The organism is Cognaticolwellia aestuarii (assembly GCF_002000025.1).
Taxonomy (GTDB): Bacteria; Pseudomonadota; Gammaproteobacteria; order Enterobacterales; family Alteromonadaceae; genus Cognaticolwellia; species Cognaticolwellia aestuarii.
Window position 1 is genome coordinate 28,191 of sequence record NZ_MUZV01000017.1, and the last position, 24,254, is coordinate 52,444.

Genomic DNA, 24,254 nt, shown 5'->3' on the forward strand with positions numbered 1-24,254 from the left:
AATATTGCTTAAGCTCACTAACACTTTACTAAATACAGCACTGAATGCCAGCGTTAATTCTAATCATCATAATAACTTCATAATTGCTATCAGTTTATTTTTTCAATAGCGTGTTTTTATTCTAGCCTTAAGTACTAGATGTTTCGATAGTTCATCATGCCGGCATTAATGATTAAACTTTCCTTGTTCTAAATAGCAAATAACTTGCGCTATAACTGCTTCATTTCGCATCATGAATACATGCGTGGTTGGCATTTCAATGTGATCGTTCATCCCTTCTATTTTTGTGCTTTCGACCGAAACCTTGCCATCATCAGTGTCAGGAATAAGTGATGACAATAGTAGGTTAATACTTTGGGTACCCGCAATAATACCGACATCAAAATTTGCTTTGCCAAGTTGGTTAGGCACACTTAATTCGCTAGTGCCTAATTGCATTCCGGCAGCGCCATTAACGAAACTAAAGCCAGGTAAGTGACTGAGTTTATCAACTATTTCAGTCCCCTTGTTCGGCGGGCCAAGCATCACGACTTTATTTAAGTTTTTGATGCTATGTTTACTGAGAAATTGCCTGACTAATATCCCTCCCATAGAATGGGTAACAAAATTAACCGGCATATCGTGGCATTGTTTTAATGCGTCACTGATAGTTTGTTCCGCTAACTGCTCAATAGGTAGTGCACGTGAAGGGTAATCGATATTTAACACCTTGTAGCCATGTTCGGTTAATCGCTGAGCCATTTTATCCATTGAATGTGCCGAACGTGCTAAACCATGCAATAAAATTACACATTCGTTTGCTGTGTTGTTTGTAGTCATTGTTAATTCCTGCGTATTTACAGAATGCTTTTTGGGACAATACGACGTAATTTAACTTTTAGCCTTTTCATTAAATCAACTTCACCGTCAGGGTTCCAATCTAGGCTAATGGACCAAGCATTTTCAGGTTGCATTTCCTCTAGCATGCCTTGTTTAATTTCTTTGGCTATTTTTTTTGAAGGAATAATCACAAAATTCTCGGTATTTAGGTTAGCACTACGTGGATCAAAGTTATAGGTGCCAACGACAGCAGTATGATCATCTATTATCATAGACTTGGCGTGTAAGCCGAAAATTGGCGCTTGTGTTAGTTGCTTTTGCATGACTTCAGACATTATTTTCTGGCGAATTTTTGCGTCAGGTTTAAATTCAAAAATTTTCACGCCTGTTTTTAACAGTGCTTCACGGTCGCGTTGATAACCGCTAAAAGCTTCTAAATTGTCATTAGAGGCGAGGCTGTTTGTTAATATGCTGATACTTATGCCTTGGTCTACTAGCGTTTTGAGGATTTTACGTGTTGCTTTAGTCGTAATTAAATAAGGTGTTTGAATGACCACTGAATGCTCAGCACTTTGTAATAAAGCGATCAATTTGTCAGTTGATAAACCACCACCAGCAAGGAATTTATTAGCATTGTTTTTACCTGGAGTGTCAGAAATATATTCAACATTTTTTAGCCATTGAAGTTGCTGCTGTTGTTGAATTGAGGTGATAGCTTTGGGGATATCTCTAATTTTATTTCTTACTGAGGCGACAAAATTTGAAGGGTTGCAGGCATATTGATGTAAAAGTTCAAAATTTGGAGTGTAGTCTTCGGCGGTTTTTTCCGCGATTAAATCTTGTACATTGACACTAAGTTCGCTTTGCCAAAACTGTTCAAATGAGGCTTGAACTTTTTCTGTGATCCCACCAATTAATAAAACGTCGCGATCACGAAAATTATACTGGTGATCGTAACCAAAATATTCATCTGCAACATTACGGCCCCCAGTAATGGCCACTTTACCATCGACAGTAAATGTTTTGTTGTGCATACGTTGATTTAATTGGTGAAAATTTGTCGTTAAGCTGACTACTTTTTCGAATAAATTCTTGCCGATATTTGCTACGGGGTTATAAATTTTTATTGAAATATTTTTATGCGCGGCCAAGGTTATTAGTTCACTGCCACTCGCTTCCACCATAATATCATCGACTAAAATGCGTACTTTTACGCCACGTTCTGCTGCTTTAACTAAATAATCAATGGCAATTAAGCCTATGTTATCAGTTGAAAAGATGAAATATTGCACGTCAAGGGTTTGTTCAGCATGTTCAGTTAACCAAGCGCGCGATAACATGGCTTCTATGCCTTGCTCGAGTACGTAGACGCCAGTACTCGATCGCATTTTATGTTCAACTGGTGCTAGGTACTCAGACAGTAGCTTATTATCGTTTTGTTGGACAGCAGCGCAGTAATCGGAAGTTGAGGCAACAAGTCTGTCACTTTGTGTACTACAAGAAAATAGCCCAAAGCAGAAGATTAACGAAAGTAAAAGGTGACTGGGAAATGGTGCTTTCCACGGTAAATATGACAATGATAAATTCCTTATAAAACATTATAATGATTAGAGAGAATAGTTCGCGTGTCTTTTATCGCTAAACCCTCCTTAGCTTTTTAAAATGCGGCAATTCCCATGGACGCATCGCTAATAATAACCCGATATGCTGACGATTTTCTAACGGTAAAGTTGCATCTTCCTGGTTTAATTGTGCGACTTCTTTTTTAAGTTGGTTTAGTTTACGTTTGATAATGTCGATTGAAGTTTGGCTGTATGTGCCTCGAATATAAAAACGAAAACTATTCTCTTCTGTAAAAGGTGTTGAAATAAATGTTGCGATGCCATCTTTGGTCATAAATTGTTCTAATGGTCCGTGAGGTATCCATTGAAAATCTTGCGCGATAAGAACTTTATATTGATTGTTAGGCAATAGCTCGATCATTTTCAAGCGATCTAATTTGGCCAGTAACTGAATGCAGGAAAATTCATCTATCTGATAATGTGTAATAATTTCGTCAAAAGACCAGCCATCTCGCACACAAGCTGCAACTAAAATAAGCTTCACGTCACTTACTAATTCAAGTTCTTGTTCGGGCGAAAGTTGGCTGATTTTCTTTTTTTGTTTTTCAACTAAAAGGAATAAGTCCGATAAAGAAATATTTAGTACCGTACATATTTGTTCTAACCGCGCTAAAGTAAATTGATTTAGTGAAAACATACGCTTTATGTTGGCTTCACTCATCTTTAATTCTTCAGCTAAAGCTTTATAGGTGATGTGCTGTTGCTTTAATAATGCTTTTAATGACTCACATACGTCTGTTAACTGACTCAAAGTATTAAATTCCTATACCAATGGTATCGATATCTAATACATTAACTATTCTGGTTTATTTATACAATCCTTCGGTCATACTCGATATTGTTTTTAATACTTATTAAGGAAGCAAGATGAAAACACGTAACATGGTTTTAAGCTTGGTAATAACAGTATCTAGTATGCAATCTTTTGCTAATAGTGGCGCATCAGAAAATAGCAGTGCGGCAAGTAAACACTCAGTATTAGCAGCTTCTCATGGTACTGCAGCAAGTGTAAAAGTTGGCAGCGCGGTGCTAGCAACACCACTTATTGTAGCAGGATCAGTTGGGCAAGTGTCACTAAAACTTGGCACTAAATTAATGGCAAACGCTGTTGCTGAGCCACTAGAAATAACTGATAAAACCATCACAGTCGCGCCATCGCCAAAGCAAATGATGAAAGCGGTTATTACTGAGGAGTTATAACATGACTAAAATGATTTACTTCATGTTGGTGGTTAACTTGTTTTTTATACCGTTAACGTATGCCGGTAGTGCGCAGTCGCGTGACAATCAGTTACCGGTTGAACAGGTTGAAGTGTTTGCTAAGCAAGTTGAGCAATATGCAGCAGAGCAAGGAGCTCGTGCATTTATTATTGCGCGCGTTGGTCGGCCAGATAGTGAATTGCCTGACGGCATTAAGTTCACTCATACTGCAATCGCGCTATATTCTGAAATCAGCTTATCTTCAGGTGAAAAAGTTAAAGGCTATGCTATACACAATCTTTATCAAGAAGCAGGGCAGCGTGATAAAAGTGAGTTAGTTGTTGATTATCCAGTCGATTTTTTTTGGGGCGTTAGTAGCCTTAAGGCGGGTATTATTATTCCGACTGTTGATGTACAACAACGTATTATTGAGATTATTGCCAGCGGTAAAGATAAGAAAATTCATAATGTAAATTATTCGGTTATCGCGAACCCTTTTAATAACGAATTTCAGAACTGTACTGAGCACACATTAAATATTATTAATGCCGGCATTTATCAAACCACAGATATTGCAGTGTTAAAAAGTAATGCTAAGCAACACTTTCAATCACAGAGAGTGAAAATTAGCCCGTTAAAATTAATGCTAGGTAACCTTTTTGTAGATGACGTTTCAACGAAAGATCATCGTGGAAAAGTTAGCACGGCAACTTTCACTACAATTAGTCAGTATCTGCAAAAAAATGATTTACTGGAAAAATCAGTGGTGATAACTGGTTCAGGTGATGTTATTACGTTGTGAACAGTTTCTAAATAGTAAGAATTTAAGCCCAGATTTACTTAGTGAATACTGGGCTTAATAAACTAAGCTATAGTGCTAACTCTATTGAAATAGGGCAATGATCACTTAGTGTTTGACTGAGTTCTTTAGTGTATTTTGGTTCAAAAACCAATTGATCGAACGAATTGACGACATACCGAGCTTTAGCTTTCGGATCAAGAACAATATGGTCAATATAATCTTTGTAATAGCCACCCCAGCATTTTGATTCAGCTTTTATGGTTGGTGCCCATAATGCTTCAGCGCCTTCATCGTCAATTGCTTGCCATAAACCTTGTATTTCGGTGTGGTTTAATGAAATATCCCTGACAAAGCGGCGGTTAAAGTCACCTAATAAAAGAAAAGGCACACCTTCGGCAGCGCGGGCATCAACCCAAGCTTCTAGTGGTATTGCTTGCTTTGCAAGTTCAGCACAGGCTGTTTTAGCATAAGCTTCTTTTTCATTAGTATTAGGCATGTTAGCAATGCTTCCTTGATCAAGCGCTTTATCAAAGCAACCTGATTTCATATGTACAGCTAATAAGCGTACACTCTTACCATCTTTGGTTAAGGTTACATCCATACCTCGGCGAGCTAAACCTTGATCAAGCTCGCGGTACTCAATAGCGTTGGCTTTATAACCACTACTTTTTCTGACTGCAACACCAACACGCTGAACCCAGTCTTTAGTTGTGAAGAAATAGTCATATTCATCACCGAAAACTTTTTTTGCCCATTTTTCACTTTCAACTTCTTGTAAAGCGATAACATCAGCGTCTAGCTCTCGAGCATAACGTGCTAATTTTTGATAATCAGCAGCTTTACGTTGATTGTATTCATGCGAACCAAGCCAAGCGATGTTCCAAGAAGCTACTTTTAATGTTTCAGCAAAAATTGGCGCGCTTAATAGTGTTGATATGATAGCGAGAAGGCTAATTAATTTTGTCATTGGGTAATTCTAGATTATACATTGGGCAGCTATAGTAACTGTTGGTATAGCAAATTCAAGTAAACTATTTCCATGATGTGATAATTATTTTCATTCATATGTAAATTAATGTTATTTCATTTAACCCCTTTTATTCTTCTGCATCGTTTTATTAATAACACCAATTGAAGAACAAGTTTTATTTGGTGATAGCCAGATATTGGCCACTGGCTTAACGTGTGATCACACCTCTTTAACTTAATTAACTTTTAGTCGATAACTATTGAGGAATGAAGATGAAAAAGACAATAACAATAGCAATACTTGCATGCGCAACAACCTTTGGTTTGTTTGCTTTTATGGCATATTTAGTTAATAACGAACAAGTACTGCCAGCACAGGCTTTACCTAATGTGACGGTTGAAGTGGCGCAATTGCCGGATGAACGAGCACCAGAGGTGAAACCACCGTTTAGAAATAACCCTCCGCCAGCGCCCAAACCTTTGCCAAGGACATTTGAAGCGCCGGTAGAAACTATTGTTGAAGGCGGTTATCATTATGAAAACCCGCCTATTAAGTTAGCTGGCGGTAATGGTCAATTAACTTTTGGCAATAAGAAAGGCGATAGCGATGCCCGACCAATAGTACGTATTAACCCTAAGTATCCTATTGGGGCAGCTCGTGATGGTATTGAAGGGTGGGTTAAGTTACGTTTTGACATCAATGCAGTTGGAGCGGTGAGCAATATCGAAGTTATTGCTGCTGAGCCAAAGCGCATATTTAACCATGCGGCAAGACAAGCGTTAAAAAAATGGAAATATCGTGCAAAATCAGAAGGTGGAGAAACGGTTGCGCAACAAGGATTAACCGTACAACTCGACTTTAATATGGACCAACAAGGCTAGGATAAAAATTTGCATTTACCGTCAATGATTAAAGGTTGGTATAACCCAGCAGCCAACCCAGAAAAATTACTGACAAACTATAGGGCAACCGGTAAAAACAAATATTTGTCTTTATTGGTTGCGCAATTTAACTTGTCGCTTTATCACTATTTATTGAGCCAATCTAACAAAGAGTTAGCTGAGGATGTGTTACAAACTACGTGGTTAAAAGTGATGAAGACGCAAAATCAACAGATGGTGCAAAGTCATGTTAAAAGCTGGTTGTTTACTATTGCTCGCAACACCTTGATTGATGAATATCGTCGGCAGCATAAATGGCAACAGCAATTACTCGATGAAGACAAAATGCTGACAGAAAGCTTAGAGCAGTCAATTCAAGCATCAGATCGGTTGACACAGTTTAATGCTGCACTGGCACAATTACCTTTTTTGCAAAAGGAAGCGTTTATCTTTCAGCAAGAAGGCTTTTCGGTGGTCGAAATTGCGGCACTGACCCATGAGAGTTTTGAAACCACTAAAAGTCGCTTACGTTACGCTCGTAAGAATTTAAATCATTTGTTAGGAACATTATCATGAGTGCAGATAAATTTGATAAGGAACTCGCTAGCCTTTATCAACAAAGAAAGCAGCAAACGAATGCACCAACAGTTACTCTAACAAGCGAAGTTAAGCCAATAAAATCAGCTCGCTCACCATGGCATATATTAGCATTACTATTAACGGGAGGAGTGGCTTCATTTGGTATCATGGCGCTGATAAGTCATCTTGGAAAAACGCCTATTCATGGTGAGTTTGAGCAGTACAAGCAACACTCCGTTCGGATCATTGAGGTCGTTGCCGTCAAGCCTGAAGCGCTACCTTTACCATCGGTACCACCTTTACCTCCCAAGCCGGAAAGTTCAGTGCCCGAACACGCAGAAAATAGCCAAGTGAGCCAAGAAAACTTAATGGTTAACACGGATGCTCTATTACTAAATAAAGCGATAAATCAGAGTGTTAAACCACCAGGGATAACGCAACTTTCAATGGATATCTTACCTATTTATCGTGTGATGCCTGAATACCCTAAATTAGCGCTTTATGCCCGTAAGTCAGGCACTGTAAAATTGCAGTACCGAATTTCTAATGATGGTAAAGTTGTTGATATTGTTGGACTAAATAAGAATGGTATTCGATCACTAGAACGTTCAGCAAAGCAAGCCTTAATGCAGTGGCGTTATCCGGCTAAAAGCGGTAGTGATAAGAAACTGGAAATTGAATTTGAGTTTAACCTTACTCAGTAGAATATTTGTATTTATTGGCTTAGCTAGCTTTTATTTAAAACAATATATACTGATATTGTTGGCGAGAGGGGCGTTATAAGTTTCATGTTTTAGGGGGATTAACTTTGTTATACAGCCATTTTACAATATCTCGCCAGGTTAATAGTCCTACGGGCTTATTTTGACTATTGATCACGGGAAGGCAGGAGACACCAGTATCGTGAAATATCTTGATGGCGGCAGAAAAGTTACTGAATTGTTCTATTGCGACTAACTTTCTTGTGACTATCTGATGCACGCGTTTGTTGAGCATTGCCAAGTCTTTTTTGCTTGCTGTAGGTAGCTCTTGGTTAGAATTGGTGGCTTTTAGGTAGTCTCGCTCGGAAATAACAGCGACAAGTTCATTGCTGCTATTTACCACGAGTAAATGATGAAATTTATGCTTGATAAATAACTCTCTGACCACAGCAAGGCGTTCATCCATATTAATGCAGGTGACATCGTTAGTCATAATGTCTTCAATCTTCATGTCTTTTTTTCCTGATTTTTACCTGTAGATACAATAACGCTAAGGTTTGCTAGCCTGAGTTATCGACGAATTATAAGTGGTACATTTGGAAAAATGCTTATCTCTAATCTTAATCGTGTCATAGATTATTATCTATAAAAGAGTCGCTAAATGTATTTTTTATGATATTTTCCAAGGCGTAGCAGGTGTATTGCCCATACTAAACCTGAAAGTGTTAACCACAAAGTAACAAAAGCAAAAAATATAATTTGCACATTATTAAAGCTCCCTTCGTGATTGTAATCCATGAAATGCAACATAAAAAAGAAATTCGCAAAACGTTTGTCGCTATTGCTATGGCCAACTAAGCGACCTGAGCCTTGTTCAACATACACGCTGGTTTGGAGTTTATCCGAGAAGTTTACTTGCCAACTTGGATTTTTTTGTTTGGTAAAATCAGCAATATTACCCGTGAGTAAGGTGGTTGATGTGATGTTGCCTGGGCCGTTGTAACTTGCTTTAGCAATGTCTGTGGCAAGTTGTTTATCAACTATGGTTAGTTCACCTGATATTGCGTTCACAAGTTGGTAGGTGTTGGCAAAATGCTGATACAGAGCTTGTTCTTTTGTTAGTAGATAATAGGGCTTCGATAATAAGGTGGTTTGTGATAATTCTATGGTGTCTGGGTAAGCTGCTAATATTGACTCAACAGGCAGTAAGTCTTTTTCAGCGATTATATTTTGTTTAGTGCTAATGGCTTGACGATAAGCATTTCCTCGGGCTTTATTGTGATCAATCACATTAAATATTAGACCACTTAAGACCCAAATAAATACTTGTAAACCGATCAATAATGACACCCACTTATGAATTTTTTTGACCCATTGCATCATGATTTATCATCCATTGATAACGTATTGTTTTCACCTATATATTTAGAACTTTTTATCGCTTTTTTACGCTGCCTTATTATTGGTTTTATCGCTTTATAATAGCTTAGTACTAAGCCACTGCAGGTCGCGAAAATAGCCAATAAGGCAAAAATAAACAACAACCAATTACTGACATTTTCTCCGTCATCATAATCCATGACATGCAACCGAAACATCCAATCAAATAAACGCCAGAATTCATGACGCTTAGTCACTATTTTTCCACTATTGGCTGATATATACAGTGCGGGAGAGCCGAAATCATCAAAATTAATACGCCATGCAGGTAAATGTCGTGCACTTAACTCAAAAGGCGGATCTGCAGTAATTAACTCTGCACTTATCAATTCGCCCCGGCCAGAATAAGCATGCTTTGCTAGCGCTAATGCCTTATTTTTATTTAGTGGTGATAGCAAATCACCGTTCGTCGCATCAACTATATACTTTTGGCTATTAACATTAAACCGATAGACTTCGCGATCGATTAACAACCCAACACTGAGGTTTTCTGCTTGCGGGTACTGCCGAAATAGCGCTTTTGATGAGTAGGTTAAATGTTCAGGCTGTATTTTATTTTGATGATTAATGATTAGGCTATCACCATGTATATAGTCGATATCAAAAAAGACCATATAAGCACCCGTAATAGACCAAATAATGAATTGTGCCCCGATAAGCAATGCTAACCACTTATGAATTTTATGACTGAGGCTAAGCAGCCTTATCGGCTTTCTGTTGATTTTTTTAACGTGTGTGGTGTTAATTGTGCTTTGCTCCACAATAAATTAACTATTGCCAGTATGGCTAGCAGAGCTTAACGCTGTCACTCTATCGCGTTAGCTCATTGATGATTTTTAGCATATATCATTGTGTCATAGTATCGCTAAAAATTTAATAATAACAGTGTCATAATAAGTATAAAGCCACGGTATAGAAATGTTCAATATTATAACCTTACTACCAAAATATATTAATTTAACCTGAACTCTGGATAAGCAGCACTTGTTCAATCCTCCCTTTTAAACCATTATCTGCGTTAAAACGTCGATAAATAGCGCGCTATTAATAAACGTTTTGCCTTGGAAATGGCATAAAATGAAGCATTGATGATATCTATTAGTGATGTTCACCTTGCTATAGCATTTACTTTGCCACCTAAGCATCTTATTCACTTGAATATCAAGCACTCATTATCCAGAGTTCAGGTTAATTTAAGAGCATGTTTTTGGGTTTGATAAAGCGCAAAGATATGGTGTAGAAGTCTTTAATATTCACTCTTTGCTTATTAACCTGTTAGTTTATTTTTATCGCGCTCAGTGCTGGCTAAAAATAATGCTTATTGTGGCACTGGGCTTATTTGTTAATAGATAAGGCTTTTGCAAGCCGTTAAAATTAAGGCATACTAATAAAATATCAGGTTAATAAGTAAGTATTAACCTGATAAAGTGTTGCTCCCAAGCTTAGGTTATTTATGAATATTATGACTGAACAACTGCCTATCTCTATTCGAGTTAGCGATGATTTAATTGCTGAAATAAGTAATATAGTGGCGATCAGTAATAAACTTGAAGCCCAATTGAATTTTCACACGATGACCGCTAACTGGTATGGCGATGAAGAAAATATTCTAGAGATAAATTTTTATTTGCTTTGTATGGCAGAATTCAAAGATAGCGAAGTTTCACAATCTCACGTGGTTAAAAAAGAATGCTTAGCTGACGATGTTTTGATGGTGCCCTTATCAAATAAACACGTAGATTGTTACGTAGCCATAACAGCATCAGAGCAAGGGTTACTGCTACAGACGCCAAAGCTGCTTTCCGGTTACTTAGGGAAAAAGCTGACCAAAGTACTTAACTTGATTGCAGAGCGTTACCAGTTTAAACATATTTAAGTTAATAAATACAAGGTAGTAAAATTTATTTAAATTAATTTTTAATAAAATTGAACTATTACCTACGAAGACACTCTTACTTAATAAGAGATTCTCCCCTCGGTTTTGTTTTTATTAGTGTTTTTATATTATTGTTATACGCTCCTCATTTGAGGGGCGTTTTTTTTGCCTGAAATATTTATAAGTCTGAAATGATATCTGTAAATATGAATAATATTATCTATATTTATCAACTGGTTGAACAGTTTGTAGTGTCAACTTTATTTACAAGTACATTGTAAGTGCTTCGTATATCATATTGAAGCCCTTTTAAAACGGTTGTTTTAATTTGTTGGCTCGACTTTTGCTTGTGTTGTTTTATGTATGATAACTTATAGTAAGTTATCTTCGAAAAATTAAATTAAGCACTACTTAAAGGTAATTAAATGAAGTTTAAAATTATAGCAGCTCTATTCATCACAACACTGACATTTGCTAGTTCAGTAGTAAATGCCAGTCTTATACTAGGTACGGGTACAGGAAGCTTACGTGGTAATGACCTAACCGATCCAGAGAATGATGGCGCACACGATGCCGATATTAACTATAACGCAACCTTTAACGCGAATAGCGAACCAGGATTTGGTGGTGGAGAATACTCATTTAATGTTTTTGATAATGTTTTAAGTGGTGGTAATGGTAAATGGTGTTGTGAGAGTGTTGGCACAGCAGCGAAAAACCTTAACGATGCTAACGTTACAGGCTTATGGGTAGAAGCTAACTTTGGTTCTACACAATACTTTCTCGATGCATTTACGTTGTCATCAGCCAATGATGTTGCCGGAAGAGATGCAGATCAATGGCGAATTTTAGGTTCAAATGATGGCGTGAATTACACTTCAATATATACTTACGATAACAACGGTCTATCGATTTGGAATCAGCGTTTTCAAGTGGTTGAATTTTCTGTTGCTGAAAACGACTTTGTCAGCACACAGGCTTACAGTATTTTTCGTTATGAAGCATACTCAACAGTAAGTGCCAACGCACATCAATTAGGCGAACTGGAGTTTTTTGGTACTCAGTCTGTACAATCTGCAGCGCAGGTACCAGAACCATCAACATTAGCAATATTCTCATTAGCATTACTTACATTTGGCGCACGTCGCTTTAAAAAGTAAGGGTATAATGTTGTAAAAAAAGCCTTTGTAGAGGCTTTTTTTATGAGAGCAATATAATCGGCTTTTATATACTGTGGCTTTAGTGATGAGTGAAAGCCAAACTTATTTTACAAGTTAAAGGTTGTAACTAGCCAAAATAAAGCTGCTTTCACGCCGCAATACTTCTAATGGCGGGAAGATGGTTTTAGTGAAATATTGATTTTTATTAATTTATGTTAAATAAAATTGAACTAAGTGTGATTTAGTTACTCTGAGTTAATAAGAGATTCTCCCCTCGGTTTTATTTTAGATAATTTTATGTTTTGTTATACGCTCCTCATATGAGGGGCGTTTTTTTTATCTGTGCATTGTGATTGCTGCGTCTTTATCAGTTCGTTACTTTGCTTTCATACCTTAAAGCCATACCTTGAAGTTATAACTGTCATCCATTTCGGAATGAAATCTAAATGATTAAAGCGATATACTAAGAAAAACTATTAAGCTATGGACGTAATATGTCTCGTATTATTTTTTGCCTTTTACTAGTGAGCACAATCAATTTTAGTGTTAGTGCATTTGCTACCACACACTTTTCTTTAAATGGAAGAATTGTAGATGAGGATAATCATGCTTTAGCCGGAGTTGTGGTAGCAGTCAACAGTGTTAATGCTGTGACCAATGAACAAGGGCGATTTAGTTTAAACGCTGCTACTAATGACATTTACCAACTAAAATTTACGAAAGACGGTTACTTCCAAGCAATTCAGACTTTTAGTCATTTTGAACTAGCAGAGTCTGGAGAAATTACCGACATTAGTTTAGTCAAAAAAGCGCCTAAACGTGTCATGTTAGCGTTTGGTGGTGATGTGATGATGGGGCGTCGCTTTTATCAACCTTACTTTGGCGATGCTGTACTCATTCACCCCGACAATAAACTCGATAATAGCAAAGCGATAGTTCAGCACATTAAGCCTTATATGAGTTTGGCTGACTACGCCGCGGTTAATTTAGAAACTCAAATAGCGGATGAAAAGCCAGCAGAGCGCGCGCCAAAATCAGTCACCTTTTATTCTGAACCAGAAATACTTTCTGCGTTAACCTGGGCGGGCATTGATTATGTTTCGTTAGGGAATAACCATACCTATGACTATATGGACTCAGGCCTACATTCAACATTAGCTTTTCTTGAAAAAAGTGAATTAGGGTATTCCGGTGCGGGTATTGATGAAAAATCAGCGTTGAAAGCTCATACTGAAACTATTAAAAATACTGACTTCGCCATGTTAGGTTATGTGGGATGGGAGGGCAGTGCGAACCCAACACAAACGGCAAATGACCAACACGGTGGCGCCGCATATGGTTCGATGAAAAATATGCTCAGCTCAGTGAGTGCTGAAGTTGACCAGAATAAAGTCACCATAGTGCAATATCACGGCAGTCAAGAGTATGCTAATAGTCCAACCGGTGTAACGGAACAACGCTTAAAATCTTCATTAGATGCCGGCGCAGCACTCGCTATTGCTCATCATCCACATGTGACTCAAGGTTTAGAGTTATATAACAATAAACTGATTGCTTATTCGATGGGTAATTTCATCTTCGATCAAAACTTTAGTGCGACTCAGCATAGTTTTATTCTTTATGTCTGGCTTGATGATGGCAAGTTTCACCGTGCTGAAATTGTGCCGGTGTATGTCAAAGGCTATAAACCCACACCCGCAACTGGCATGCATCGCTTTACGGTTATGAAACGCTTAACTGAACTTTCTAGACAAAGAAATACGTTGATCACACCGTCAGGCGGTCACGGTATTATTCAAGCAAGTCATCACTTATCAAGTGAACAACTAACACCGCCAAGTAGAAAAGTAACCTTGGCCGTTGATTTAGTGAATAATGAAAAAGTTATACCACTCTATCAATTGCCATGGCATAAAACCATCAGTGCTGTTGAACTACCAGATAATAATGTTAGCTATCGTCTGGGGACTAACTTAATTAATGGGAGTGACTTTGAAAGTTTTACCACCTTTAACAGTCCTGAGCGTGTTTGGCTTTTTGAGCGCAAAGCTGCATCATTAAATAACTTTGGTGCTAGTGGTCAGCGTAGCTTGAATATAAAGTTAAGTGCAGGGCAGCCAAGTACGTTTGGCATGCAAAGCTTTCGTCGTGTTTATAAAGCAAGCAGCGCAATGACGGTTAAAGCTAAATTTAATGTGCAAGCACCGGTGAAAATTAACTTTTATTGGCAAGGGCGAAAAAACCGTCAGAAGTTGTTTGATGCTTTTGATAACAGCCCTAAACATTTGATTGGTTCCGCTGGGTTAATGGCAAAGCAGGCATGGCAGAATGTTGAATTAGATTTTAATTCTCCGCGCATTGGATACCGGAGTTACCGGGTAATAGCTGAAATAGTATTGCAAAGTGGCAGTAAATCAACGATTGATATTGATGACTTTGCATTGGTAGAGTGGCAGAGTGCTTTCAGCAAAAATGCTCAACCAAATTTTTATAATACTTTAAGTTATCAAGCGGCTTATCTAGGTATTGATCAACCAGTATCAGCGCCGATTATGATACAGCATTAACAGCAATTAGTTTGCTTAACATCAATAATAACGACATAGGATCAATAAGTAGTATGAAAGTTGCAGAGCCTGAGTTAATCAATACGTTTAAGGCATTATTGCAAGACCAACGCTTCGGGTCGCAGTTACAACTTGCGCGTGCTTTATCGTTGCGTGGCTTTGAAAATGTTACCCAAACTCGAGTATCGCGCTTATTACATAAGGTTGGAGCTGTAAAAATTCGTAATCACAATAATGATGCTGTTTATCGTTTACCTGAAAAGCAGCATATTCCCTGTGGCCAGCAAGCGATAGATTCAGTCGTGCTAGATATTAAGCATAACCAGGTGCAAATTATTATTAAGACAGTTATTGGCGCTGCAACGTTGATCGCTAAAATGATTGAGAGCATGGGTGAACAGTCGGGGGTCTTGGCTTGCATGGCAAGTGACAGTACTATTTTAGTGATCCCAACGGATGTTGAGCGTATTCAACAAACCATGACGGCGATAATTGAGCACGTTAATTTGAATCGTTAGTGATAATTACCCATTAAGTAACATACGGAGCAGAGCTGTTGTGAAGATTGATGATAAAAAGCCCTGCAAGCAGGGCAATAGTTCAGGGAGTCATCTTAAATAGTGGTTGAATATGATTATTTATCATGAGCTTAAACTTTTTTGTGAACGTTCAGGTTATCATGCTCAATAGCGCCATTAAAAAATGGCAAAATTACTAGCGCTACCCCAAAGCTTGGCTGAAAGTGGTTGCATTACCCCTTGATTGAATTCAAAGCCGTTCTCTCTATCAGTACTAATTAATAGAGGGCCATCTAAATCTACAAACTTTGCTTCATTAGCCAGTAGTGCTATGGGCGCCATAGCAAGTGAGCTGCCCACCATGCAACCGAGCATAAGTTCAAAACCTTGGTTTTTTGCTGCTTGAGCCAATAATACCGCCTCAGTTAAGCCTCCCGTTTTATCAAGCTTGATATTGACTACTTGATAACGACTTTTTAAGTAATCGAGCTCTGCACGAGTATGACAAGACTCATCGGCGCACAGAGGAATAGGCGAGGTGAAATTGATGAGTTCTTGATCGTGACCTGCAGGTAACGGCTGTTCAATCAATACCACATTAAGTGCTTTTAATTGCTGACAACAATGACGTAAATCTTCAATAGTCCATGCTTCATTGGCATCTACAATAAACTGACTGTTAGGTGCCGCTTGGGCGATAGCCGTCATTTTCAGAATAATGTCTTGATTATCTAATTTTACTTTGACTAATGGCGGGTTGTTAAGCGCAACAACCGCTTTTGCCATAGCTTCAGGGCTATCAATGCTTAAAGTTTGTGCCGTGGTACAAGGTAATGCAGGCGATAATTCTAATAGCGTCGCAACCGAAGTGTTTTTTTGCTTTGCTTGTAAATCCCACCAAGCACAATCTAATGCATTACGTGCAGCGCCAGCGGGTAATGAAGCGATAAGCCCAGTAATATTTTCAGTGTTAAGTGGTGCTTGTGACAAAGTGTTTATTTGCGCTATTACGCTATCAAGCGACTCTTGGTAACGTGCGTAAGGCACAGCTTCTGACCACCCGCTATGGCTATTATCACTGATAGTAACAACCACCACATCGGCTTGAGTTTTGGTACCACGAGCAATACGAAAAACATGTTGCAATGAAAAATGCTGTTTTGCCACTGTAATGGTTAAGTCGCTTGGCATAGCTGTTACTTTTTGAGGGTTGCTTTGGCTGTTTCTTTCAATAGTCATCTCGATATCACCATTTATACCAAGGTTTTTACTATACTATCCGTGCCATCACGCATTGGGTCGACACATGGCAATGAGAATTCAGTGCTCAATTGCTGACAAATACGTTGCCCTTCTTCGATACTGACGCTAGAGGTATTAACGGTAATGCCAACGACTTTTACGTCTGGATTAGTAAGCTTTGCTGCCTGTAAGTTTAGCTTGATGGTTGATGCAATACTGGGGAATTGGCTCTCCGGCAGGCCGCGCATATGACTGCGGTTGAGGTCGTGACAAATAACCAATGCATCGGGCTGTGAGCCATGCAACAAGCCCAAACTGACACCCGCAAACGCCGGATGAGATAATGACCCCTGTCCTTCAATGATATCCCAATGTTCAGGTTTGTTGTTGGGAGAAAGCGATTCGCTAGCGCCAGATATAAAATCAGCGATCACGCAATCGATAGCGACACCTTGACCGGCAATTAAAATACCGCACTGGCCTGTGGCACGAAAATCGACATCAAAGTTTAACTTCTTCATGGATTTTTCAAGGCTTAATGAGGTATACATCTTTCCTACTGAACAGTCAGTACCGACAGTCAGTAAGCGTTTGCCCGAACGTTTTACGCCAGTACCGGTTGAAAACTCTGCTTTTGGGTGTCGGATATCAAGCAACTGCTGTTGAGTTTGCTGTGCTTTATTGACCAGTTCTGGAAAATCACAAAGTTTATTATGTAGCCCTGAAACAATGTCCATACCGTGGTCCATGGCTGAGAGGATATAAGGTAGCCATTTTTTTTCAAGTACACCACCGCTATTAGCAAAACCGAGCACAAATGACTTAGCGCCTTTTTTAGCGGCTTGTTCAATTGACATTTTTTCTATGCCTGTTGTGACAGTACATCCTGCAACGCTATATTCTCCAATGCAAAGCTCTGGGCGCCAGTCTGCGGCCCCGCGTGCCATTTTTATCGAAAGTTGGTCGGTGGCATCACCGATGAATAACAGGTAAGGAGAAACGATGTGCATAATGGTGTTCCTAAAATTAAAAGCTGATGTAACCGTTTTTTGTTACACCGAGCTTATCTTAGTGACTATGCATTGAAAGTGAGAAGGCTTTGACCGATCATAACCTAGGGTTATGATGATTTTTAACTAGTTGAAATTCCTTGTTTTAAGTAAGGTATGAATTCATCAATTACTTTAGATTTGGTACGGTTTTCGAGGTGCACTGCACTGATATTAAAAGTTAAAGCGGGTTCGAAGGAGGCGATAGCAACATTGTCGGATAAATTACCTTCAGCGGTATAGCGATCAACAACGCAAACCCCTAAGCCTCGCGCGACTAATCTTGCAGCAATAAAATAGGTTTGAACTTTAATTGAGGAGGTAAAATCAATATCCTCTTTCATCACGCGAGCCCATAGCATTTCGGCTAAGGGGCCACTGTCGCTAATATCGATAAACTCAGAATCACACACTTGGGTAAGGGTTAATTTATTTGGGCAATGAGGAAACTTATCTTTTGGGTAAACAATCACTAATTCTGACTCAGCTAAAGGAATTGCGGTAATGCCTGGCATGCTATGCGGCGAAAACAAAATAGCTAAGTCACATTTATGTTCAAGTAATGACTGCATAACCGCGTCATTGTGAATGGTTTGAATATCAAAGGTTACATTGGGGTAATCTTGGTGATAATGAGCAATAACATTCGGAATAGCGTCAAAGCCTAATGCGGGTGTAACCCCTAAGCTAATACTGCCAAACTCAGATTTTTTGATGTTTTGTGCGGTATTTTTTATCGAACGCATTTGTTGATAAATCTTATCAACTTCATCAAATAGCATTTCTGCTTCATCCGTTGGGATCAGGCGGCCCTTAACACGTAGAAAAAGATTGAAGCCGAGTTGTAACTCGGCGTGTGATAAAACTTTACTGACAGAAGGTTGCGATACATGCAGTATTTTTGCTGCATTGGTAATCGAACCGGTAGTGTAAATGGCATGAAAAATTTCAATGTGTCGTAAGCGCATTTAACGTCCTCGGTAAAGTTATTTGCTTAGGTGAATTACTTAACCACTTACAAATGGCATGCTTAAATATAACTGTATAATCAAAGCATTGGTAATATCAATAAAAAAGGCACCCACCAAAGGCACCACTAAAAATGCTTGTGGTGAAGGGCCGTGACGTGACACTAATGACTCCATATTTGCCACCGCTGTTGGTGTTGCACCTAAGCCAAAACCACAATGACCGCCAGCCATAATAGCAGCGTTATAGTTTTTACCCATTACCCTGAAGGTAATGAAGTAAGCAAATAACATTAACATGACAGCCTGAACTAAAATCATAAAAATCATTGGGCCAGCTAAGCTGACTAACTCCCAAATTTTTAATGACATTAATGCCATGGCGAGAAATATAGAGAGCGCCATGGTGCCCCAGAGATCGATACAAGCCCGACTTACTTTGTAAACCTTGGTAAATTCGGTCAGGTTAGTAATCACCACACCAAACAATAACGGAATTAAAAAGGCCGGTAGAATAACATCAATAGCTTTTAATGCGTCATATCCCATACGACCTAAATACATACATAGCAAAATAACGAACAAAGTTTCCATCATTTTTCTAGGAGTAACTAAGTCGTGATCTTCGGGGTCAAAGGTGATCGTGTCATCGAGCTCCTCATGATATGAGGTATCAGATTTCAGATTATATTTTTTAATTAAACGTTTACTGACCGGGCCACCGACTAAACCACCAAGTATCAGGCCGAGTGTAGCTGCGGCCATCGCCAGTTCAAAGACACTACTGTGCATACCATAGTCATTAATAAACAAGTCAGCGTAGGTTGCGCCGTTACCGTGTCCGCCTGAGAGTGTGACCGAACCACCGATCAAGCCCATTAACGGGTCCATGCCTGTTGCTGTAGCAATAGAAACGCCAACAGCATTTTGCACGAGTAGGTATACTGTAGCGACACCAAGAAAAAGTGCGACTTTCGGACCGCCTTTGATCAGTAAGCTAAAACTTGCACCTAGCCCAACCGTGGTAAAAAACACCGTCATTAATGGGGTTTTAAATGCCATGTCGAATTGGAAGCTAACATTAAAATAGATATGTGCAATAGCAGCAAGGATAGAAAATGCGATACCACCGACCACGGGCTCAGGAATGTTGTTGTTTTTAAGGAAAGCAATTTTACTGTTAAGGTAATAACCAGCAAAAAGTATTAACAAAGAAACTAATAAAGTTTCAGTGGTAGAAATTTCAATATTCATATCAGCATATTACCTTTTTAATGTGGTATTTTTAGTTGTTTTTTGCGCATGAACCTAAATTTGATTGTAAAGAGCTAAACAATAGAACAGCAGTTCAAAAGTTTTAGTGTGTCATAACCAAAAGCTGTACCTTGCGACTTGAACAGTCATTACAAAAAATAATGGACATTAATTTTTGCGCCGCAGCTTAGCATAAAATGTTAAATAAATACTTGAATGTGTAACTTTGCTATAACTTTAGGTTATGGGTTGTAAACGAAGAGTCAATGGTATTGCGCCTATAAATTCGGCATGGTGAGCTTAATAACAACGATCGGTAAAAATATATCCGACATTTACAATAGACTAAATGCAACATAGGGCGGTGAGAGTAATGAAAGAAATAGCGAGAAATAAACCTAAACTGAAGCACCTAAGCTTTTGCGTAATGACGGCATTAGCAGCGCAAACTGCTTTAATTCAACAAGCTAACGCTGAAGAAGCGGTGAAAGTAAAGGATGTCGAGCGTATTAGTGTTATAGGCTCTCATATTAAAGTTAACCATGATACCGGCGCTTTACCTGTCACGGCTATTTCTGCTGAAGATATTGAAAACAGTGGTGCTATTTCTGGTGCTGAATTACTCGCTGATATTCCGCAGCAGGGCGATGTAGCGTTTAACAGTTCTCGCGCAGTGGGGGGTGTTAACGATGCACGTGGCGATGTTTCATCTTATAACTTACGTGGCTTAGGAACGGGTAATACCTTGGTTTTACTTAATGGCCGCCGTTTAGTTCTGCATCCGGGTACACAATCAGAAAACTTTGTGCCTGTTACCACCGCCAATGCTAATACTTTACCTGTTCGTGGATTAAAGCGAGTGGAGATTTTGCGTGATGGTGCTGCGGCTATTTATGGCTCAGACGCTGTTGCTGGCGTGGTTAATTACGCGCTTAAAGACAATTATGAAGGTGCAGAACTTAATTTAAACTATGGAACTGAAGAAGGCACCGAGCGCGATATTTTAAATTTAAGTGGCGCTACAGGTTTTTTTCTAAATGAAGACAAAACGCATATTTCAATGTCTGCTGGTTACTACAAACGCGAAATGATTATGGCCAGCGAAAAGTCTTACGCAAAAAGTGCGGATTTGCGTGAAAATAGTCGCTTTCCTGATGAAGTAATTATCACGGGAACCGATGATGAAGGTAACCCCATTTACGGAAACAACGATTTACACAACTTAAATTCTTCAACGCCTTGGGGAGAATTTAATACCGCTACTTTAGGTACCTTTCATTTACAACCCGATACTTTATCCGGCTGTGAAAACTCAGACTCTCGCGGCAATCCAACCACGGCATTAGATGTAGGAGGTGTGTGTGTTGATCGTGGTAGCCAGCCTTCAAGTGATGGCTATGACCGGAATAGTGAACGCTCTTTAAGTTCAGGTGTTGAGCGAGCAAATTTTTACGGCATGTTAACACATCAAGTGAATGACGAAATTGAGCTCTATAGTGAGGCTCTTTATTACTATGCAAAAGCTGATAGGGTACGTGAGCAAACGGCAAATCTTACTTCACAACGTTTTACTATTTCAGAAAATGCTTTTTACAATCCTTTTGGTGAAGAAGTTTCATTAAGAAAATACCGTCCAGTTGATACCGGGCCTCGTAACATAGAAGTTACTGATACCAGTTATCGTTTATTAACGGGTTTACGTGGTTATTTTAATGAATGGGACTGGGATAGCGCTGTGCTTTATTCAAAAGCGAATACTGAAGATAAAGCAAACCGCATTCATACTCAGCGTTTTCAGGAGGCGATTAACAGTACTAATCAAGCCACAGCTTATGATGTATTCAATGGTGCTGATATTAATAATACCAATATCGGTGATCCAACGGGCAATAGTCAGTCAGTTATTGATAGTTTTATGATTGATGTGGTGCGTGAGAGTGAAACAGAGCTAGCACTTTTTGATTTTAAAATATCAAAAGCTGATATTTTTGAGTTACCTGCTGGCGATGTAGGCTTTGCTGCAGGCGTTGAATACCGTTATGAAAGTTTTTTTGATGTGCGTTCAGATACGTTAAATACGAATGAACAATTTTTAGATATTTTGGGTGGCGCAAAAGATGAAGACCAATTTGCTAGTGTTGTTTTAGGTAGTAGCCCGACGCCTGATGCTGCCGGTAGCCGCAATGTTTTTTCTGCCTACACTGAATTTGCTGTGCCACTGCTTGAAGGTTTGCCTTTTATTGAGCGATTGGATATGCAGATAGCTGCACGTTACGAACGTTTTTCTGACGTTGGTGACATCATGAAACCTAAGGCAGCATTATCTTGGATCATAAATGATTATGTACAATTTAGAGCCTCATACGCGGAAGGTTTTAAGGCCCCAGGTTTACCGCAAGTAGTCGCGGTCGATATTTCACGCTTAAATACGCGTAGCGATCCTGTTACTGATTCTCGATACGGCGTTTTAGAGGTTCGCAGTGGTAGTGATAAATTAAAACCAGAGGAAAGTGAAAACCTCAGTTGGGGGTTTGTTATTCAACCTACTAAAAACCTGACATTTACTGCTGATTGGTGGCAGCTTGACCAAACCGATACCGTCGGTTTAATCAACTCTCAAACTCAATTATTATATGATGCCATGTTACGTTATCAAGACCCAACAGGTGATGGCAATACGCTGATCACCCGTGGTGGTGATGATAACGAAGTGGTCGCGATACAAAATGATTATGTTAATTTACAAGATCGAGAATCATCAGGGTTAGATATCGGTATTACTTATGACTTAGAAACGGGCTTAGGTAAGTTTAAGTTCAAAGCTAATGCGGCTAAATTAATGAAATTTACTCAATTAGCTGATGATGTGACAACCCAAATAATTGCCGCACAAAACTCTAGTGATCAAGGGCTTGTTGATGCTCTAAAATATAGTGGTGATGAAATTACAATTACGGGCAGCGGTGATTTAATTGGTCAAAATGGTCGTCCAGAATGGCGAGTAACATCTTCTCTTGATTGGCGTAAAGCTGCTTGGGGTGCTGGTTTAAGGTATCGCTACGTGAGTGGTTTTGAAGATACCAGCTTAGATTACTCTATTGGTGAGCAAGACTTTAAATATCAGGTTGATAGCTTCTCAAAAGTAGACACTTATGTGAATTATCGTTTACCTAAAAGTGTGATGGAAAAAACTAAAGTCACATTAGGAATTAAAAACTTAACCGATAAAAAGCCACCGATTGCTGATGAATCATTTGGTTATAATAGTAGTGTTCATTCAAGTTTAGGGCGTTATTTTTATATGAATATCAATAAGAAGTTTTAACCGTAAATTCTTAATGTCATGATGGCTCGACGCGTGATCAGCGCTCGAGCCTTATTTTTAATGTAGTTAATCAGACGTAGAAGATGTAATTATGAAAAAGTTATTCACTATTTCCACAGGATTGTTGGTCATTGTATTCTTAACATCATGCACAAAAACACTTGTGCTTGACCAACATGACAATCAACAAACTTGTGATACCGGTGCTGTGCGCTTAATAGCTGATTTTGAAGCAAGCCGTATGGATGAATGTCAGGTATTGGCTGATAATAATTACTTAATCACCATTACACCGGAAAATACGCCGATTAATCCAAGCCCTTGGTATGCTTTTAAAATTGAAGCGGATACCGCAACAGATATTACGGTTAATATTAAAATTAGTGGTAACCGTGATAATCGCTACTTACCTAAATTTAGCCAAGACATGAAAACTTGGTCGGTATATCCACATAAGTATCGTAATAAACAGTTAATACTTAACATTAAGGCTTCAACAAAACCGGTATATATAGCTGGGCAAGAAGTGATTGATAATCAATATTATGTTGATTGGGCAAAAAAATTACAAAAAACGGCTCATATCACACATCAACAATTAGGTACCTCGCAGCAAGGTCGACCGATTTATAAAATAGAAAGTCGTGGTGAGAGTAATGAATGGCTTGTTATCTTAGGGCGATTACATCCGCCGGAGATTACAGGGGCATTAGCATTGTTTCCTTTTGTGGAAACTTTATTGGCTGATAATCCATTAGCTGAATATTTTCGTAAAAATTATAATTTGTTAGTTATTCCTAACTTAAATCCTGATGGTGTGGCGATGGGTAATTGGCGTCATAATGCCAATGGCGTTGATTTAAACCGTGATTGGATAACCTTTAAACAACCCGAGACTCAACAAGTACACCAGTATTTACAGCAGTTAGTGGCCAGCGGTGCAAAAATTAAGTTTGCTGTTGATTTTCATTCAACACAGCATGATGTTTTTTATACTATGCCAACTGATTATGGTGTAGAAGATCGCTATTTTGTTAAACATTGGCTTGGCGCATTAGATAAAGCAATGCCAAATTTTGATGTTATACAAAAGCCAGGTAATCGCCCTAACAACGGAGTTTCAAAGCAATACTTTGCTGATAACTATCAAGTTCATGCGATAACCTATGAAATGGGAGACGAAACCAATCGTGATAACATAGACATTATTGCCACTAATGCATCGATATTATTGATGCAAACCTTGCTAGCAAACGTTGACCATAATAAAGAGTAACAACT

The 24,254-nt window shown here is 38.7% G+C and carries 22 protein-coding genes; 11 read left to right on the top strand and 11 right to left on the bottom strand.

All coding sequences use genetic code 11. From position 1 onward, the window contains the following. Positions 1 to 165: 165 nt before the first annotated feature. From B0169_RS17930 to B0169_RS17940, 3 genes are all read right to left on the bottom strand, one after another. A complete protein-coding gene (locus tag B0169_RS17930; RefSeq protein WP_077288285.1) occupies positions 166 to 819 on the bottom strand; it encodes an esterase/lipase family protein in 654 nt (217 codons plus the stop codon). Between the two features lie 17 nt (positions 820 to 836). Then, entirely contained in the window at positions 837 to 2,396 is a 1,560-nt protein-coding gene (locus tag B0169_RS17935; RefSeq protein ID WP_077288286.1) for a phospholipase D family protein, read from the bottom strand. Positions 2,397 to 2,457: 61 nt separating this feature from the next. Beyond that, positions 2,458 to 3,192 carry a helix-turn-helix domain-containing protein gene (locus tag B0169_RS17940; protein WP_077288287.1) on the bottom strand — a complete coding sequence of 245 codons (735 nt, stop codon included), beginning with the start codon at positions 3,190 to 3,192 and terminating at the stop codon, positions 2,458 to 2,460. 116 nt (positions 3,193 to 3,308) lie between these two features. Between B0169_RS17940 and B0169_RS17945 the strand changes: the two genes are divergently transcribed. Together B0169_RS17945 and B0169_RS17950 are read left to right on the top strand one after the other, a co-directional pair. Then, positions 3,309 to 3,641, top strand: a complete 333-nt coding sequence (locus tag B0169_RS17945; protein ID WP_077288288.1) for a hypothetical protein — start codon at positions 3,309 to 3,311, stop codon at positions 3,639 to 3,641. A 1-nt stretch (position 3,642) separates the two neighbouring features. Beyond that, complete coding sequence (locus B0169_RS17950) at positions 3,643 to 4,443, top strand: DUF2145 domain-containing protein (RefSeq protein ID WP_077288289.1); 801 nt, start codon at positions 3,643 to 3,645, stop codon at positions 4,441 to 4,443. 67 nt (positions 4,444 to 4,510) lie between these two features. Here B0169_RS17950 and B0169_RS17955 read toward each other — a convergent pair whose 3' ends face one another. After that, entirely contained in the window at positions 4,511 to 5,410 is a 900-nt protein-coding gene (locus B0169_RS17955; protein WP_077288290.1) for an endonuclease/exonuclease/phosphatase family protein, read from the bottom strand. A gap of 275 nt (positions 5,411 to 5,685) precedes the next feature. Between B0169_RS17955 and B0169_RS17960 the strand changes: the two genes are divergently transcribed. Genes B0169_RS17960 through B0169_RS17970 form a run of 3 tightly spaced genes read left to right on the top strand, consistent with a single transcriptional unit; the run spans position 5,686 to position 7,577 of the window. Then, the gene (locus B0169_RS17960; RefSeq protein WP_235838631.1) at positions 5,686 to 6,294 is read left to right on the top strand and encodes a TonB family protein; all 609 of its coding nucleotides are present in this window, start codon (positions 5,686 to 5,688) and stop codon (positions 6,292 to 6,294) included. A 9-nt stretch (positions 6,295 to 6,303) separates the two neighbouring features. Beyond that, entirely contained in the window at positions 6,304 to 6,870 is a 567-nt protein-coding gene (locus B0169_RS17965; RefSeq protein ID WP_143323594.1) for a sigma-70 family RNA polymerase sigma factor, read from the top strand. Further along, complete coding sequence (locus tag B0169_RS17970; RefSeq protein WP_077288293.1) at positions 6,867 to 7,577, top strand: energy transducer TonB; 711 nt, start codon at positions 6,867 to 6,869, stop codon at positions 7,575 to 7,577. Before B0169_RS17965 ends, B0169_RS17970 begins: the two co-directional genes overlap by 4 nt. An 82-nt stretch (positions 7,578 to 7,659) precedes the next feature. Here the strand turns inward: B0169_RS17970 and B0169_RS17975 are convergent, their stop codons facing one another. The 3 genes from B0169_RS17975 to B0169_RS17985 all read right to left on the bottom strand — a co-directional run bounded on the left by B0169_RS17975 (position 7,660) and on the right by B0169_RS17985 (position 9,775). Then, positions 7,660 to 8,085 (bottom strand): CBS domain-containing protein, encoded by a 426-nt coding sequence (locus tag B0169_RS17975; RefSeq protein ID WP_077288294.1) that lies wholly within the window; start codon positions 8,083 to 8,085, stop codon positions 7,660 to 7,662. 146 nt (positions 8,086 to 8,231) lie between these two features. Then, positions 8,232 to 8,957 carry a PepSY domain-containing protein gene (locus B0169_RS17980; protein WP_235838632.1) on the bottom strand — a complete coding sequence of 242 codons (726 nt, stop codon included), beginning with the start codon at positions 8,955 to 8,957 and terminating at the stop codon, positions 8,232 to 8,234. Beyond that, on the bottom strand, positions 8,954 to 9,775 hold the full coding sequence (locus B0169_RS17985) for a PepSY domain-containing protein (RefSeq protein WP_412842152.1): 822 nt from the start codon (positions 9,773 to 9,775) through the stop codon (positions 8,954 to 8,956). The genes B0169_RS17980 and B0169_RS17985 overlap by 4 nt, the downstream gene beginning before the upstream one ends. Positions 9,776 to 10,467: 692 nt before the next feature. Here B0169_RS17985 and B0169_RS17990 point away from each other — a divergent pair. The 4 genes from B0169_RS17990 (at position 10,468) to B0169_RS18005 (ending at position 15,135) form a co-directional block, all read left to right on the top strand. Continuing rightward, a complete protein-coding gene (locus B0169_RS17990; RefSeq protein ID WP_077288295.1) occupies positions 10,468 to 10,890 on the top strand; it encodes a hypothetical protein in 423 nt (140 codons plus the stop codon). Between the two features lie 425 nt (positions 10,891 to 11,315). After that, entirely contained in the window at positions 11,316 to 12,050 is a 735-nt protein-coding gene (locus B0169_RS17995) for a PEP-CTERM sorting domain-containing protein (RefSeq protein WP_077288296.1), read from the top strand. A gap of 494 nt (positions 12,051 to 12,544) precedes the next feature. After that, complete coding sequence (locus B0169_RS18000; RefSeq protein WP_077288297.1) at positions 12,545 to 14,617, top strand: CapA family protein; 2,073 nt, start codon at positions 12,545 to 12,547, stop codon at positions 14,615 to 14,617. A 53-nt stretch (positions 14,618 to 14,670) separates the two neighbouring features. Continuing rightward, complete coding sequence (locus B0169_RS18005; RefSeq protein ID WP_077288298.1) at positions 14,671 to 15,135, top strand: arginine repressor; 465 nt, start codon at positions 14,671 to 14,673, stop codon at positions 15,133 to 15,135. A 177-nt stretch (positions 15,136 to 15,312) separates the two neighbouring features. Here B0169_RS18005 and dgcA read toward each other — a convergent pair whose 3' ends face one another. From dgcA to gltS, 4 genes are all read right to left on the bottom strand, one after another. Beyond that, positions 15,313 to 16,326 (bottom strand): N-acetyl-D-Glu racemase DgcA, encoded by a 1,014-nt coding sequence (gene dgcA, locus B0169_RS18010; protein WP_077288315.1) that lies wholly within the window; start codon positions 16,324 to 16,326, stop codon positions 15,313 to 15,315. Between the two features lie 62 nt (positions 16,327 to 16,388). Then, the gene (gene dgcN, locus B0169_RS18015; RefSeq protein WP_077288299.1) at positions 16,389 to 17,387 is read right to left on the bottom strand and encodes an N-acetyltransferase DgcN; all 999 of its coding nucleotides are present in this window, start codon (positions 17,385 to 17,387) and stop codon (positions 16,389 to 16,391) included. A gap of 122 nt (positions 17,388 to 17,509) precedes the next feature. After that, positions 17,510 to 18,394, bottom strand: coding sequence for a LysR family transcriptional regulator (locus tag B0169_RS18020; RefSeq protein WP_077288300.1), 885 nt, complete (start codon positions 18,392 to 18,394; stop codon positions 17,510 to 17,512). A 39-nt stretch (positions 18,395 to 18,433) separates the two neighbouring features. Beyond that, on the bottom strand, positions 18,434 to 19,648 hold the full coding sequence (gltS, locus tag B0169_RS18025) for a sodium/glutamate symporter (protein WP_077288301.1): 1,215 nt from the start codon (positions 19,646 to 19,648) through the stop codon (positions 18,434 to 18,436). 373 nt (positions 19,649 to 20,021) lie between these two features. Between gltS and B0169_RS18030 the strand changes: the two genes are divergently transcribed. Together B0169_RS18030 and B0169_RS18035 are read left to right on the top strand one after the other, a co-directional pair. After that, positions 20,022 to 22,973 (top strand): TonB-dependent receptor domain-containing protein, encoded by a 2,952-nt coding sequence (locus B0169_RS18030; RefSeq protein ID WP_077288302.1) that lies wholly within the window; start codon positions 20,022 to 20,024, stop codon positions 22,971 to 22,973. A gap of 91 nt (positions 22,974 to 23,064) precedes the next feature. After that, complete coding sequence (locus B0169_RS18035; RefSeq protein WP_077288303.1) at positions 23,065 to 24,249, top strand: M14 family metallopeptidase; 1,185 nt, start codon at positions 23,065 to 23,067, stop codon at positions 24,247 to 24,249. Positions 24,250 to 24,254: the final 5 nt, after the last annotated feature.

Bases quoted from the DNA above. Each gene is read 5' to 3' on its own strand.
- B0169_RS17930 (WP_077288285.1), bottom strand. From the start codon at position 819: ATGACTACAAACAACACAGCAAACGAATGTGTAATTTTATTGCATGGT.
- B0169_RS17945 (WP_077288288.1), top strand. From the start codon at position 3,309: ATGAAAACACGTAACATGGTTTTAAGCTTGGTAATAACAGTATCTAGT.
- B0169_RS17950 (WP_077288289.1), top strand. From the start codon at position 3,643: ATGACTAAAATGATTTACTTCATGTTGGTGGTTAACTTGTTTTTTATA.
- B0169_RS17955 (WP_077288290.1), bottom strand. From the start codon at position 5,410: ATGACAAAATTAATTAGCCTTCTCGCTATCATATCAACACTATTAAGC.
- B0169_RS17960 (WP_235838631.1), top strand. From the start codon at position 5,686: ATGAAAAAGACAATAACAATAGCAATACTTGCATGCGCAACAACCTTT.
- B0169_RS17970 (WP_077288293.1), top strand. From the start codon at position 6,867: ATGAGTGCAGATAAATTTGATAAGGAACTCGCTAGCCTTTATCAACAA.
- B0169_RS17975 (WP_077288294.1), bottom strand. From the start codon at position 8,085: ATGAAGATTGAAGACATTATGACTAACGATGTCACCTGCATTAATATG.
- B0169_RS17980 (WP_235838632.1), bottom strand. From the start codon at position 8,957: ATGATGCAATGGGTCAAAAAAATTCATAAGTGGGTGTCATTATTGATC.
- B0169_RS17990 (WP_077288295.1), top strand. From the start codon at position 10,468: ATGAATATTATGACTGAACAACTGCCTATCTCTATTCGAGTTAGCGAT.
- B0169_RS17995 (WP_077288296.1), top strand. From the start codon at position 11,316: ATGAAGTTTAAAATTATAGCAGCTCTATTCATCACAACACTGACATTT.
- B0169_RS18000 (WP_077288297.1), top strand. From the start codon at position 12,545: ATGTCTCGTATTATTTTTTGCCTTTTACTAGTGAGCACAATCAATTTT.
- B0169_RS18005 (WP_077288298.1), top strand. From the start codon at position 14,671: ATGAAAGTTGCAGAGCCTGAGTTAATCAATACGTTTAAGGCATTATTG.
- dgcA (WP_077288315.1), bottom strand. From the start codon at position 16,326: ATGCCAAGCGACTTAACCATTACAGTGGCAAAACAGCATTTTTCATTG.
- dgcN (WP_077288299.1), bottom strand. From the start codon at position 17,387: ATGCACATCGTTTCTCCTTACCTGTTATTCATCGGTGATGCCACCGAC.
- B0169_RS18020 (WP_077288300.1), bottom strand. From the start codon at position 18,394: ATGCGCTTACGACACATTGAAATTTTTCATGCCATTTACACTACCGGT.
- gltS (WP_077288301.1), bottom strand. From the start codon at position 19,648: ATGAATATTGAAATTTCTACCACTGAAACTTTATTAGTTTCTTTGTTA.
- B0169_RS18030 (WP_077288302.1), top strand. From the start codon at position 20,022: ATGAAAGAAATAGCGAGAAATAAACCTAAACTGAAGCACCTAAGCTTT.
- B0169_RS18035 (WP_077288303.1), top strand. From the start codon at position 23,065: ATGAAAAAGTTATTCACTATTTCCACAGGATTGTTGGTCATTGTATTC.